7 protein-coding genes are annotated in these 15172 nt (G+C 33.2%); all 7 read right to left on the bottom strand.

The window, feature by feature from the left end:
* Positions 1-189: 189 nt before the first annotated feature.
* A complete protein-coding gene (locus AST99_RS18330; protein WP_198151562.1) occupies positions 190-1896 on the bottom strand; it encodes a RagB/SusD family nutrient uptake outer membrane protein in 1707 nt (568 codons plus the stop codon).
* A gap of 19 nt (positions 1897-1915) precedes the next feature.
* Positions 1916-5110: a SusC/RagA family TonB-linked outer membrane protein gene (locus tag AST99_RS18325; RefSeq protein WP_057784306.1), complete on the bottom strand. Its 3195-nt coding sequence runs from the start codon at positions 5108-5110 to the stop codon at positions 1916-1918.
* A 626-nt stretch (positions 5111-5736) separates the two neighbouring features.
* A complete protein-coding gene (locus AST99_RS18320; protein WP_083495744.1) occupies positions 5737-7371 on the bottom strand; it encodes a glycoside hydrolase family 172 protein in 1635 nt (544 codons plus the stop codon).
* Positions 7372-7458: 87 nt separating this feature from the next.
* Positions 7459-9126: a hypothetical protein gene (locus tag AST99_RS18315; RefSeq protein WP_057784304.1), complete on the bottom strand. Its 1668-nt coding sequence runs from the start codon at positions 9124-9126 to the stop codon at positions 7459-7461.
* 11 nt (positions 9127-9137) lie between these two features.
* Positions 9138-11891 carry an FN3 associated domain-containing protein gene (locus AST99_RS18310; RefSeq protein WP_198151560.1) on the bottom strand — a complete coding sequence of 918 codons (2754 nt, stop codon included), beginning with the start codon at positions 11889-11891 and terminating at the stop codon, positions 9138-9140.
* A 69-nt stretch (positions 11892-11960) separates the two neighbouring features.
* Positions 11961-14180 (bottom strand): alpha-L-rhamnosidase-related protein, encoded by a 2220-nt coding sequence (locus AST99_RS18305; protein ID WP_083495739.1) that lies wholly within the window; start codon positions 14178-14180, stop codon positions 11961-11963.
* Positions 14181-14182: 2 nt separating this feature from the next.
* A complete protein-coding gene (locus tag AST99_RS18300) occupies positions 14183-15127 on the bottom strand; it encodes a family 43 glycosylhydrolase (RefSeq protein WP_083495738.1) in 945 nt (314 codons plus the stop codon).
* Positions 15128-15172: the final 45 nt, after the last annotated feature.

Genomic DNA, 15172 nt, shown 5'->3' with positions numbered 1-15172 from the left:
AGACCTGCAATTATGGCTATTGCAATCGCATTTGAAGATGATTTAATAGGGGGATCTACTACACGCGTCATAAGTAAATATTATAAGTTAATTAGGGAGTATTATTTCTTTAAAGGATTGGATTAGAGTAAAAAAAAATCACTTGGTGTTTTTTATAACATCCTAGTGATTTTTTTTATAATTTAATTATTACCAACCTGGGTTTTGGGTTAGATTAGGATTTAATTGTAATTCGTCTGTGGGTAGCGGATTTAAATACGCTTTACTTTCATCAAAATTATAATTACCAGTACTAGCAAATGGTAATATAAAGCCGTCTGAATCTAGAGTAACATCAGACTCATCTAAAGTGGTGCTTACAATACCATCATAGTAGTATGCGCCTCTTGGCTGATCACCATCAAATAAAGCATGTGCTCTCCATCTATATAAATCATCTGCTCTAAAACCTTCAGCCATTAATTCTACAGAACGTTCTCTACGCACTTCGTATAATATATCTGTTAACGTATAACCGTAATTAGGCCAATTTGGATCTGTTACGATACCTGCTAAATTTAAATCTGGCATATCTACACGAGCACGTAATAAATTTATAGACTTATCTAAATCTCCTTGAGTAATAGTTCCTAATTCTGCTTTAGCTTCTGCAAAGATTAATAAGGCTTCAGCATATCTCATAATGATTCTAGAAGTATCCTCTGTAAAATCATCATAATTTTCATCATAAACTACGTTTCTATACTTTTCAGATTCATATCCCGTTAATCCAGAATTTGTTGAACCGAAATCTGGATACTCCCAATATTCTTCAGTACCATCATCTTTAATTTCTATTAAATCGCCAGGAGCCATTATAGTTGCTGCTAACCTAGGATCTCTATTCATTTCAAGCGTTGCAAAATTTTCATTTCCTTGATATAAAGAACTCACCGCAGTTGGATTACCATCTATACATAAATAACTATCTATAGCAAATTTTGTAAAACCACTTCTGTTAGGCCAGGTCTGTTGTAAAACATTATTTATACCTAAGTCTATTGAGTTATAATCTCTCCAAAGCATCACTTCACTATTACCAGCATATCCTGTTTGGTTAAATAATGTTTTATAATCGCTATATAAAGAAAACACACCTGAATCCATTAAATCTTCAGCAGCATCTGCAGCTGTTTGTAAAAATGTAGAACCATCTAAACCAGATACTCCAAAATCGGTACCACTATGGTAATGTTCCCAAGTTCCTTCATACAAAGCAACTCTTGCTTTAAGTAGTTGTGCTGCTTCTTTACTAACACGTGATGTTGCAACTTCTGTAAAAGATTGCATTAAAGAAATAGCTGTATCTAAATCTGAAATAATAAAATCTGCAACTTCATTTCTTGGATCTCTTGCTGCATACACATATTCATCATCAAGATTATCAAAATACACAGGGAAAATTGGCACATCTCCATATCTCTTTAATAATTCAAAATAAAAATAGGCTCTAAAGAAATATGTTTCTCCGGTGTACTGATCTATTAACGTTTGGTCTCCTGAAGCTTGATCTACATGATCTAAAAGCCAATTGGTCTCTCTAACTTCATCGAAACTCCAAACTGAAGCAGTTGCACTAGTTGGTACAGTATAACTTAAACCACTTAATCTATTACTAGGCTCTTCTGCAGTTCCAACATCAGAGTACATATCTGGTAAGATATTATAACCAATAGAAGTGGCAGACCAACCAGGCAAATCGTTATACCAGCCATTTACTGCGGCTTGTAGATCTGAAGGTGTGCTATAAAAAGCATCTTCAGAAACTTCATCTAAGGGTGTTTTATCTAAAAAATCATCACAAGATGTTAATGCTAGAATACCACTTAGAAAAAATAATTTTAATATATTTTTCATAATTATTTGTTTTTTTAATTTAGAATGAAACATTTATTCCTGTAGAAAGTATTCTTGATAACGGGTAAGACTGTGCACTACCTGTTAATCCAGTTGTATTTGTTTCAGGATCAAAGAACATTAAATCAGTAATAGTAAATAGGTTTTCTCCTGTAAAATAAAGTCTTAATTTATCTACATGAAACTTACGTGTTACATCACTTGGTATAGTGTATCCAATTTGTAAACTTTTTAATCTTGTGTAAGCTGCATTTTGCATGAATCTATCTGTATTATAACTGTAGTTTTTATTGTTTCTACCACCTCCGGTTTGATACGGTGTTGCGAAATACGCATCTGTATTTGGCCCTAGTGGACTAGCCGTATCTTCTGGTCTGAAATAATCTAAGTGACCTTTCCAAACAAAAGCATGGAACGGACCTTGAGATGGACCTAGAAAACGTTGTTGCGTTGCGAATGATAAATCACGTTTTCCTACACCTTGTATTAAAGCGTTAAAATCCCAGTTTTTATATGTCATTGCCAAATTAACCGAGTATTGGTAGCGTGGCGTAGAATTTCCTAAAACTTTATAATCTCCAGTATCTCCAAGAACATAATTACCTCTATCTATAACATTATCTCCGTTTACATCTTTGTACTGAATATCTCCAGCAACACGTGACCATCCTGTAATGAATGAATAATCTATAACTTCTGTTACAGCCGTAGCATCTTCATCTGTTTGGAATAATCCTTCAGTTTCAAATCCCCAGATATCTCCTAAGTTTTGACCTGCAAAATAATTAGTTAATGCTTTAGTTTCGTTAGGGTAATCTACAATAGTTCTTTCGTAATCACTTAATACAGCTCTAATACTGTAGCCAAAGTCTCCAAGTTTTTGTTTCCATGTCGCTTCAACTTCCCATCCTTCAACTCTAGATGTACCAATATTTGTTAATGGAGCAGACGTTCCTAATTGTGCAGGTAAATCAGCACCTTGTGCAGCCATATCTTCAATATCTGTTCTATACCAAGAGAAGCCTACACCCAATTTATTATTAAATGCACTAAGATCAAATCCTAAATCTGTAGTTTTTACAGTTTCCCAAGTTAAGCTTTCACTTTCTAAATCAGGTGTTTGAGCATAAGTTAAACGATCTCCATCAAATAAATAAGACGTTCCTGCTGTATTTAAAGATATCGTGGTAAGATATAAATAGTTATCTACGTTTTGATTACCTAACGTACCATAAGATCCTCTTAACTTAAAGGTGTTAATGGCATCAATCGGCCAAAAATCTTCTTTTGCAAGATTATATCCTGCAGAAAAACTAGGAAATCCTGCCCATCTATTTTCTGGCTCAAATCTTGAAGACCCATCCTTACGGTAACTAAATTCTACCAAATATTTTTCTTTATAATTATATCTAAATCTACTGAACACTCCAACTGTAGACCAGTGTGAAATAGATTCACTAACATCTTGATCATCATCCAAAGATGCATTTAAAGACACTATATTATTAGAAATTAAATAATCTGTAGAAGCACCTAGTGAATAATAGTCGTAAATTTCACTTTGGAAACCTACTGTTGCATTAAAATTATGATTGTTTATAGATTTATCATAATTCGCGTAAATATTAGGAGAGAAATACGTGTTGAATATTACTGTAGGATCGTAAGACGTAGACTCTTGAGAAACATGATCTACTAACCCATTAGGCACAACTTTCTGACTCGCTAAGATAGAGATCTCTTGAAAATTATTATTTCTTTTATAATTTAAATTGAAATTAAGTTGAAGACCTTCTAACGGTTCTATTATAAATTTTGGAATTACAATTACTTGATCGTTTTCGGTCTTAACACGTTGTTTATCCCAAAATGGATAATACGTGTGTTGTAATAATTCTAAACCATAAATAGGATCATATTGCGGTAAAGTTGGTTTAAGTTTTGTAACTAAATCCAAAACCCTAGATTTATTCCAGAACGTACTATTAGTACTTACTTCTGTTGGAAAATCTGTATAACTCTTTCTGTATTTGGTTAGTAACTCTATTCTTAACCAATCTGTAACTTGACTAGCAATTTTAGCATCTAAATTATATCTTTGGTAAGATTCGTCTCCTACTGCTAAAAGTCCGTCCTCATCATAAGCACCTGCAGAAATGTAAAAATTAGTTTTAGCATTACCACCAGAAATACTAAAATTACTCTTTATTCTCTGTGCCCATTTTTTCATAATAACATCGTCCCAATTTGTAGCACCAGTACCTTCAATACCAATTGTACCATAATCCCAATCGTTTCCTGAAGCATTAGAAGAAATTGATGGTGCACTTCCTGGGTTAGCCATGTTAGCAATAATGTTGGCCAAACCTTCATCGTCGTAATACGGAGTCTGATTATTATTTAAACGTGCATCATTCATAGTGTAAGCAAACTCTATAGGACTAGCACTTTCTGGCCATATAGAAGGTTGCGTTACAGAATAACTGTTACTAAAGCTAACTTTTACATCACCATTTAAATTTTTACCACTTTTAGTTGTTACGATAATAGCTCCAGCAGCAGCTTGTGATCCATATATAGATGCAGCAGCAGCATCTTTAAGTACTGAAACCGTTTTAATATCTTCAGGATCAATATCTGTTAAACTCATTTCAATACCATCTACAAGGACTAAAGGAGATGCTTCTCCAATTGTTCCAGTACCTCCACTTGTTACAAACCCACGAATATTAATATTCGTATCTGCCCCTGGTTCTCCACCTGAAGCTGAATTTGAAATTTGTAAACCTGGCACTGTACCTTGTAAAGAACGCGTAGCACTTGCCGTAGGTCTGTTTTCAAAAACTTCTGTACCTACTTGAGAAACAGCTGCAGTAAGATTTACTTTTTTCTGCTCTCCATACCCTACAACGACCACTTCGTCTAACTGAGACACGTCCTCTTCCAAAACTATAGTAATATCAGTTTCTCCTGCTACTGATACCTCTTTAGAAATATACCCCATATAGGATACAACTAGTATAGGTTTTGGAGTAATATGTGTAATTGTAAACTTACCATCGAAATCTGTTTGAACTCCATTAGCTGTACCTTTTTCAAGAATATTTGCTCCCAATAAGGGTACGCCATTAACATCTGTAACAACTCCTTTTATTTCAAGTTGCTGTAAACTAGAATTTATCTTATTCTCGATTTTTATTGTGTTACCATACAAGCTAAAAGCACTTGTAAAACACAAAAAAGCAAAAGAATTTAAAATTGTTATTAACAGCCTCTTTCTTAAGCAGAAAAAATTACTGTTTATCTTATTTTTCATAAGCTTCATTTTGGTTTAATATTAGACATTAGGTTAATTATTATTAGTTATTTTAAAATCATTTAAAAGTTTAAAATTTATTTCAAATAATTGATTTTCAATATTTTAATCACACCCTTTTTTAGCAAGGCATGTTTTAATAAAATACTCTTTATTAAGCCGTGTTTATGGCTGACTTTAAAAAGTTAACTAAACTTAAATATTTTTATAATTGTTTGTTAATTAATTCGACCAATAACTACTGAACTTCGACCAATACTGAATTGTTTAATTAATTTTTATTTAACACAAACATTATAAAATAAACATTTTGAAACCGTTTTAACACACACTATCATATGTTTTCCTAAAAAAACACATGATATTATGTAGATTATTTAAATAATCTAGAATTTAACTCTTTTTTAATGTATAAGATATTGAGAAGTTATATTAAAGAATTGTTAAGAATAGTTTAAGGATAACAATATCCGTTTTTTATTTAAGAATCCTAATCTGAAGGTTTAGAATATTGCTAACTATTATTAAAAATCTGTAGGTAAAGGCGGTACGTTTTGTACTTCTTTAATATTTTTATTCGCGTTAGAAGTGGTTTCTAAAGTACTGTACCAATACACACCTACACCGTATCCCATATCGCAATCTTCCCAAGACCAAACTTCCATATCTAGTTTTAGAGCAGTTTCAAATGGCATCACATCTAAGGCACGCGTACGGGTTTCTGTACTATATCCCATAGTATTACGTTCGCCTTCTTCTGTTTTTCTGTTTAATTTATTGTACTTATTAGACATGGGTTGTGCATGAAAAGGATGCTCGTAAAAATCTGTACTGACTCCTCCCCAAGAATAGGCGTAATAATCTTCTGTTCCAGTTCCAAAAATTGAAGGAAAAGCTTCGTTATCTACCCAAATTTTTTCATCGCCTTCTCCCCACCAAACTTTTGTTGGATTCATAACTGTAAGCGCATCGCCTACATAAACCCCTTTTCCTTTTAAAGTAATATAGTTCCAATCTGAATATGGACGCGTCGCTACTGGATATTCTCCTCTCCATGCTGCATTAAAGTACATCGAATCGTCCTCCCATTTCCATGTTCCTACCGACGCATTAACGTTTACTGAAACTGGAGCATCACTTAAATTTAAAATAGAAATTTTTGCAGACTCTTGATATGGCATCACCCAGCGTGACGTCATAAAACCTAATTCAGACACACTCGTATTCCAACCGCTTACTGGATTTAATCCTATTCCAGAACCAAAAAAATCACCTATTGGACACCAAACGGTCTCTTTACCATCAAATTCTATTTTTAAAACTACTTTTCTTGTAATTTCAGGATCGTTATAATTATCTAATGCTACAGATAATTCTCTAATTGCTGCATTTCCAGATGGTAACGCCATACCGTGTGCTTCGTTTGGAACCAGAACTTTTTTGAAATCAAAATGTGATGTAGACATCGAACTTTTAGGATGTAACAATGCTTCCCCAACCTGCTGAATTTTCTTTTTCGCACTGTTAAAATCAGACATGGTAAACGATTTTATTTTAGTAGCTGCATTATATTCTCTAAACGTAAATTGATAAAAGAATGCAGGTGCTCTTGTGGTGATTTTACAACTTTTAGCATAAGGTATCGGAAAAAAAGAGACTGCAGATCGGATAGATTTATGTGCAAATGGAAATGGGATTAATCCTGAACCATTAAAAAGTTGCAACATATTACCTTCTATCGTTGGCTCTGTAGCACCATCTATATAAATGCGAATTATAATATCTGTATCTGGAGTGTTTTTAGATCTAAACGGCATCCATGTTCTAACCAATGCCCCAGGAGCTTGGTGGTCCATTAACACCCACTCTTGTTCGCCTTTGCTATTTTTTTCAATACGAATAAAATTAGCATCCTTATCACTAGTGTTATTATCTTTATTATCAAACCAACCTGTAGGTTCCATTTTAGGGGCTTCAACCTCAACAGAATTTCTATTGTAACTACTGTGTTGTTTTAATCGGAAATTAGTTGATGGAAAACGCGCTATTTTATCGCGATCTACCATATCATGTAACAACGTCTTTATAGAAATTTCTGTCTGAATTTGTCCTTGAGCAGACACAGACACACACACACCTAACAAAAGTATGGCAAACATTAAAATTTTGGTTGGTTTTATCATTATAGTAATTGGTTGGTTATTTAAACTAAATAACATGAGTTGTGATATATTATAAAGGCTGATTTAATTCGTACTTTCTCTTAACGTATCGACTTTAAGATTTGCATTATTTGCAATGTGTCTTTTATAATCTTGAGTGTATAATGTGGCTATGCTGCTATATTTTTCTGCAAGTTTATTATAATCTTCCCATGCTTTATCATAGGCTTTAATCCATTTTTTTACATCCTTAGTGTTTCCGCGATCGTCTGCATATTTCATATACACTAAAGTTCTGTAAATTTTATACAGCTTTAAACCATATTCGGCAGATCCGATAGCGTGATTTTTAGTAGCCTCATTTTTCCAATCTATAGATTTCGCTAATTTTACAATCTCTTCCCACTTGGCAATAGATTCATCTTTCTGAGCTAGATTTCGCTCTTGTTCTATATCTCCTTTTACAACCATTGGCCAAGCAATACCTTGATCTCTTGTCCACCACGGATTCATATCTCTATAGGTACTATTTCTACCTCTTACTACAGCCTCTGCAGATAGCAAACATAGTTGTCTAAATTTTGCAATATTATCGCCTTCTAAATGTAGGCGTTCTGTAGCGTATCTATTAAAAATAAAGGCTTCACTTTTATCTGTATGTTGCCCCCATTGTGCGATAACCCAAGAATTTAAATCGCACCACAATTCATCTTTAATATACGGCCCATCCCAGCCTCCTCCACGAGACCATGTCCACATTCCAGCATATAATTCTGGTTTAGCATCTACAAACTCTTGAATACTATTAATGCGTGCTTCGGGCATTCTTGCATGTTCTTCAAATCCTTCTATAACACCATTGGCTATATAATTTGGATATGCTCCTTTACCTTCATATTCCCTTGCAGATTGCACCTCTATAATTTGACGATGACGCCCTTGCCCTATTACTTTACTGAATGCATTAGATCTATGAAAATCACCTTCACAGTGTTTTATACTTATAATTAAATTCTCATGTGGTTCTACAGCATTGCTTACTGCCATATAATTATCTAGATTGGTATCGAAAGCACCCCAAGTACGAAAAATAAGTTGTTTGTCTCGTTTTTCACAAATCTCTTCTTTTAAAATATTGATTAAAGGAATTATCGTTTTTTCAGGATCGTTTTTATCTTCAATAGCTCCTAAATGATAAGGCGCATCATGCAAATACGTTTCTCCAATACGGACCACTAAGCCATCAAGATCTGGAAACTGATCGAACATTTCATTTATCTGTGCACGAATTAATTTTTCCGTTATGGCATCATTTGGATTTCCAAAAGTGGTTTCAATATTATATTTTTCTATTAATCGTTTCGGAAATAACACCAAGTCTGACATGGCATAAATGGCCATATCTTGAGCTTTACATGCCGCATGCATCTGTTTAATTTGTGCGGCTTTTGCGTCTACCCACTTACGATCTTCAGTTCCTTTGGGTAAAATATCTTTATCAACAGATTCCCAATTAATGGCCAATGCTGGAGATTCAAAAAGAAAATAAACTTTTCCATTATACCCCATTTCTTTAATAACTGCAGGATCGTTATATTTAGATACATATGGTGTTTCTCCAGGATTATGATGGACCATATCTAAAATTAACGGATTCTCTGTTGTGTTTTGAGCACCTACGTGTAGTGCTGAAACGCTAAACAGCAACACGACTACTGAGATTATATGCTTTTTAAAACTTAAATGATTCATGTTTTATTATTTTAATTCTTTTTAAAATTGATTTTAAATTCTTTTTCTCTATAATCTCTAACCCCAATTAATGTAACCTGTTCTCCTTTATGTTTTCTCATGAATTTCTGCAGTGTTTTAATGTCTTTTACGATATTTCCATTAATCTTTTGAATAACCCAATCTCTATCCAAACTAGCATCTAACCACATCTTCCCTTTTTCTGAATCTATTTCTTTTATATAACATCCATAATTATAACCTCCTGTTGCATCTATTAAATCTGGATCATCAGCTATATTAATCATCACAGCACCTTCAATTTCTAATTCTAGTGCTTTTTTACTTGATGGTAGTTTTCCTTCTACTTTATACTCTCCTTTTATTAAGGTATCATACCAACTAGGGTAAACAACTTTGTTTACTTTATTAAATTTAACTTCATTTGTAAATCCTAAAGAAATACCATTTGGATTTATCGTTATTGCTTTTATAGTACTTGATTTTTTTATCTGAATAGGATGCTCGTATAACATGGAATTTTGATTTGGTTCAGTACCATCCAACGTATAGTATATTTTAGCTTTTTTATTTGCTCTTACATCTTTTTTTAATGTAACACTTATTTCATCTGAAAAATCTCCTCCAAAAGGTATAATTCGGGTCATTTCGTGTCCAAAACTATCCATCGGAAAATTCTTAAAACCTAATTTTAAAGCGGGTGAATTTTCTTTTACTTGATAATTCGCTTCTTCGACATTTACAAACATAGGATCTGCCGAAACAGCATGTTCATCATAGCCTTTATTTTGCCAATCTTTAAGACCAACACCTTTTATCACTTCAGAATTACTTGGATAATTAATATTCCAATATAAATTATGATCATAATGTTTACTCCACTTCGTTTCGGTTGGTAATCCAACATCTCTAAGAAAAATCTTTGTAGGTTCTTTTTTACCGGGTAGCGCACCAGAGATTACAAAAATATTATTATAAATTTCATCTTCAGAATCTTTTGGCCAAACATGAAATCCTAATGGAACTGCACTTACCGTTATATTATTAAAAACTTTACGAGACATTCCATCTCTTAATTTAATAGTTGATCCTAAACTAAGATTATTATAGATTTCATAATAGCTAGAGCCATCATCTAAATCTATTGTCCAGTTTCCTGCACTAATAGATTTACGGTAGTTAGCAATACGATTATTTCTAACAATAACATTATCTATCGCATCAAGCTTGGTTAGTTTTTTTATAAAATGTTCATCACTACCTCTAGAACCTCTCCATTGCCTTTCTCGTCCCCAAGAATTAAATGGCCCATGTTCTCCTGTTTCTCTAACCGTTTCCCAGATATCATTAAACTCTATTACATGGCCTCCCCAAGTACCATCATTGATACAAATACCTGCTCTTGGACAATTATAAATTGTATTGTGAGCTACTGTAATTTTATGACTCATAGAAATATAAACACCAGCAACTTGCTTTCCATAATCACCAAAATCGTGCATTATATTATTTTCTACAATACAGTTTTTAGGATAATCTAATGATTTTGGTCCAGGCTCCAAATCCATGTTTTTACGCATATCATCCCAATTTTTTCCATCAATATCTCTATCATCCCAAGTTTGATAAAAACGCACAGCCGAAGGTAGACCTACAAAAGCAACAGCACTTTCTCCAACATGTACAAAACGACTATTACTTACAATATTGTTACGATTATAGCCACTTAAAAACACCCCATTACCTCCTAAATATTCAAAATTATTATTAGTAATGGTACAGTTTTCTGTTCCTTGCAAAAAAATTGCTCCACCACGATGTATAGCCCAATCTCCACGTGCTAGAGGTTCATACAACTCCATAAATGTTGATTTTGAATGAGAAAATTCTAATCCATTTATTGTAATATGCTTTACAGGCTTTTCTGCATCTCCTTTTATTTGAATTAAATCTTTTAAAACAGGAACTTCAAACGTTGCATTATGTACATCAATTCCTTCTTCTGGATAGTAATACAACATGTTTTTTTCAACATCTAAAAACCACTCTCCAGGTGTATCTAACTCTTCAAAAATATTGTCTATAAAAAACAATGATAAATTTTTTCCTTTTCCTCCTATTCCTAAAGAACGCTGTAATTGCCAACCTCCTTCGCCCAAAAGGATTTTCTGTTCTTCAATATTAATCCCAGAAATACGGTATTGCATGTTTCCCCAATTATGACTTTGAAATGCATGTACAATTCCTGTACTTGGATTTTGCCATTTCTTATCTGGAAAGTCTTCTTTTTTTAATGTAAACCAAGTATCATATCTTTTATCGGTACCATCTAATACTTCTAAATAACCTTTTCCTCCTCTTAAAGGATTTTCATAATCGTAATTTGGATATCTAGAGCGTATTTTACGATTTCCGTTTACGAAAAGCTGATCAAAATCAATATTTTTTGGAACTTTTGTAGCATAAATACCTTTATCAAACAAATTCCATTTAAGATTGTTTAATGTTTTAGACCCTTTAAGTTTTACTATAGCTCCTGGTAAACTAGAAATAATGATAGGATTTTCTGCTGTTCCTGAAACTTCAGAATTAAATAGAATCGCTTCTTTTAAATGATAAACACCTTCATAAAACCATATTGTAACTGGCTCTCTACCTGCTATTTTTTTTAATTCTTCATTTGCTCTATTAAAACTAGCAAATGGTCTCAATTTTGTTCCTGAATTGGTATCACTACCATTAGGCGAAATAAAAAACTCCTTCATTGCCATTGTTTTTACAGAGCAAAAAAGAGAGTAAATAAAAAATAAACAATAAATTTTTTTCATGTTTTTTTAATTAAATATTTCTATGATATAATTCCCTGCTTCTAATGCAATATGATCTAAATTACCATGAATTATTTTATTATTCACTTTTATTGTAGATGTTCTTTTTACCATAAATTCTGCCTTCATATTTGCTGGAATATCAATAGTAAATTGTTTAGTTTTATCATCTTTTAAAATATAATCGCCCTTAATTTGACCTCTTAACGTAGGCACAACAATAGAGCTAGAATTTAAATTGTCTAATTGAGGTTGAATTTTTGCAACAGCATATCCTGGTGTTTTTGGCTGTATTCCCCAAAGATATCTTGGAATAATATTAGCAGGAGCTGCTCCCCAAGCGTGGTTCCAATCGGCATTGGGTTTATATTTCATATCCCAAGCTTCTAGCGTTATTGTCGACCCGATGTCTATCATATTATACCAACTTCTGTCGTGTGTAGCCGTCATGAGTTCTAAGGCATAATCACTTTCATTAGCATTATATAAAGCTTCAAGTAAATATTGCGCACCATACACACTACAAGCCATACCTCTTGTTTTAATAAAATCTACTACTGTTTTAATATCATTTTCAGGAACAATATTAAATGCCAACGCCATCATATTAGAGTGTAATGAAGCATGGGTTGTATCTTCTCCATCTGTATATATACCTAAATCTTGATTAAATAATTTAGTGTTGATAGATGCTTTAACCTGCTTGGCTAGTTGTTCGTAATCTATTACTTCGTTTGTTTTATTTAGAATTTTGGCAAAATCGGCCATGATTTCTAAATTTTTATAATACAAACAATTTATGACTGTATTAATAGGTGTAAACACAAAACCATCGCGTTCGCCTTCTACAGTGGCTAATTTCCATCCTGTATCTTTTTGTGCAGGGGGCCAATCTACAATATCTTTCAACTTTGTTTTCGGATTTTTAAATCCTAATTTTTTCATGAATTCTGGAGTTGCTTTAGAAGAACTTATTAATCCATCTGCTCTGCGAAGCTCCATTAGCGTTTTATATTTTAATTTATCGTAATACGTCTCGATAAGTTCTGTATTTCCAGTATACATATAATCGGCATGAAACATAAGCGCCACATGTAATTGCCATTCTGTGGGCCATGTTGGTTGTTCCATAAAATACTCTATGGTTTGTCTGGCCATAGCATATTCTCTATCTGTAGTGTAATGACTTAATTGATTTAGGTAAGCATCGGCCTCATAAGGAATACGTTCGCGATCGCCATCGACATACACGCCTGCAAATGTGGTTGCTTTGATAGAGTATTTACACAACTCCCAAACTTGATTTAAGATGGTATCTGAACTTTTAAAATAACTCTCATTATCTTCCCAATATCCAAAATATGCAATCTGATTAAAATCTGCCGCCTGTATTTCCCCCTTAACGTGCTCTATTTCTACATATCTAAAAGGCATTAATACCGGAAACGATACTGGTAAATGTATTGCTTCTGGCTTTGTGTTTCTTTTATCGGGTTTTATAGATATTGTATATGTGTGTTGCTCTGGATGTACAGGAACTACAATCTTTTGATACCGAATAGTCCCTTTAGGTGTTCTGTTTATTTTATAATCTGTAAGTTGCTCGCCAATATGAAACACAAGTGTATCGACTTCCGGTGTGTTATAATTAAATTCTAATGTTGCAAAGGCCGCTTTACCAAAATCTAAAAAATAAGCATTGTTAGATGTTTGTTTCAATACTTTAGGTTTTATACGGTCTATTCTAAAGCTATTCGCACTAGTTATGGTACCTGTATTTGCTCCAATTGTAAAATTTTGCGATTCTGAATATGGACTTTCCTTATGGTTTTCGTCCCAAATTTTTACTTTCCAAAAATACGTTTTACTTACTTTAAGCGCAGTGCCTTTAAATGCTATATCTATAGATTGATTACTAAGTACTTTGCCCGAATCCCAAACATCTCCTTGATCTTGCTCTAGAAATTCTTGAGTTGATGCGACTAAAATTTGATATGCAGATTGTGCCGTTATCGTATTTGGTAATTCCCAAGCAAATTCAGGTTTTTGATCTATAATTAATACTTCCTGAGGTTTTCGAATATATTCTACAGATAATCCTAATGGCGCAGATTGTGTATGGTCTTTAGCTGAAGGATTAGATTTACAAGCTGCAAATAAAGACATGCTTGTAACGAGCACGACAATCATTATATTATTAAATCTTAACTTTAGGAGTTTCAACATAATTATTGTTCTAATGAATATTCTATAGGTACAATGGTTCCATCTTCTCTAAAAGACATTTTTTCAAAACAAGCTGACCTTTTATGAAAAGATCCGTTATTAACGTCGCCACGGTGATATAAGAAATACCATTCATTTTTAAATTCTATAACTGAAGTATGATTTGGTGCATCTGGTGCGTTTGGAGCCAATTCGCCTTTAAGCGTAGCATAATGCTTTGGTAATGCAGAATCTGCCATCCAGTATTTTGTAACCGGCCCTACTCTCGCACTAAAATAATAAATATCATTTCTTTTAAAAATGTGTACAGCTTCACTTACGGTTTCTTCACTTAAACGAATCCAAGGCCCATCAAGTTCAACCATATTGTCTTTTAATTTTGCGCCCATAATATGAGCTCCGGGTGCTCCGATATTTACTTTATGGTCGTTCCCATAAATGTAGGCTTGACCATCATCATCTACAAAAACTGTTGGATCAAAAATAGTTGTAATCTTATCGGTTACAGCTTCTTCCCATGGACCAATTGGCGACTTGCTTTTTGCAACACCAATATCTGTTTTATTGTAAGGAAAATACAAATAATACCAACCATTTTTATAAGCTGCATCCGGCGCATTCATTTGTCCGTCTGCCCAACTATATGCTCGAGGTTTTAGCACAACACCATGATTTATCCACTTGTCTAAATCGGCAGATTCTAAAATCACATAATCTTGCATGGTACTATAAGACACCGCATTTTCTACATCTCTAGAACAATATACATACACTTTATCATTAAAAACTTCTGCAGCAGGATCTGCAGCATATACAAATCCTGTATCACTATCTTTTAAAATAGGATTTTGAGCTGTAATGTATTGAGTAATTAGCACCATACATACTAATGTAATCGTTCTTAATGATAATATATTTAAACCATTTTTCATGTTATATCTAGTCATGTGTGATTTTACTATGCTACAACCGATTATGAGTATGCATTACAA

The organism is Formosa algae, from assembly GCF_001439665.1.
GTDB classification, from domain to species: domain Bacteria; phylum Bacteroidota; class Bacteroidia; order Flavobacteriales; family Flavobacteriaceae; genus Formosa; species Formosa algae.
This window is presented reverse-complemented; position numbering and strand designations above follow the sequence as displayed.

Excerpts from the sequence above, each read along its gene's own strand:
- AST99_RS18330 (WP_198151562.1), bottom strand. The coding sequence starts at position 1,896 with ATGAAAAATATATTAAAATTATTTTTTCTAAGTGGTATTCTAGCATTA.
- AST99_RS18320 (WP_083495744.1), bottom strand. The coding sequence starts at position 7,371 with ATGTTTGCCATACTTTTGTTAGGTGTGTGTGTGTCTGTGTCTGCTCAA.
- AST99_RS18315 (WP_057784304.1), bottom strand. The coding sequence starts at position 9,126 with ATGAATCATTTAAGTTTTAAAAAGCATATAATCTCAGTAGTCGTGTTG.
- AST99_RS18310 (WP_198151560.1), bottom strand. The coding sequence starts at position 11,891 with ATGAAGGAGTTTTTTATTTCGCCTAATGGTAGTGATACCAATTCAGGA.
- AST99_RS18305 (WP_083495739.1), bottom strand. The coding sequence starts at position 14,180 with ATGTTGAAACTCCTAAAGTTAAGATTTAATAATATAATGATTGTCGTG.
- AST99_RS18300 (WP_083495738.1), bottom strand. The coding sequence starts at position 15,127 with ATGACTAGATATAACATGAAAAATGGTTTAAATATATTATCATTAAGA.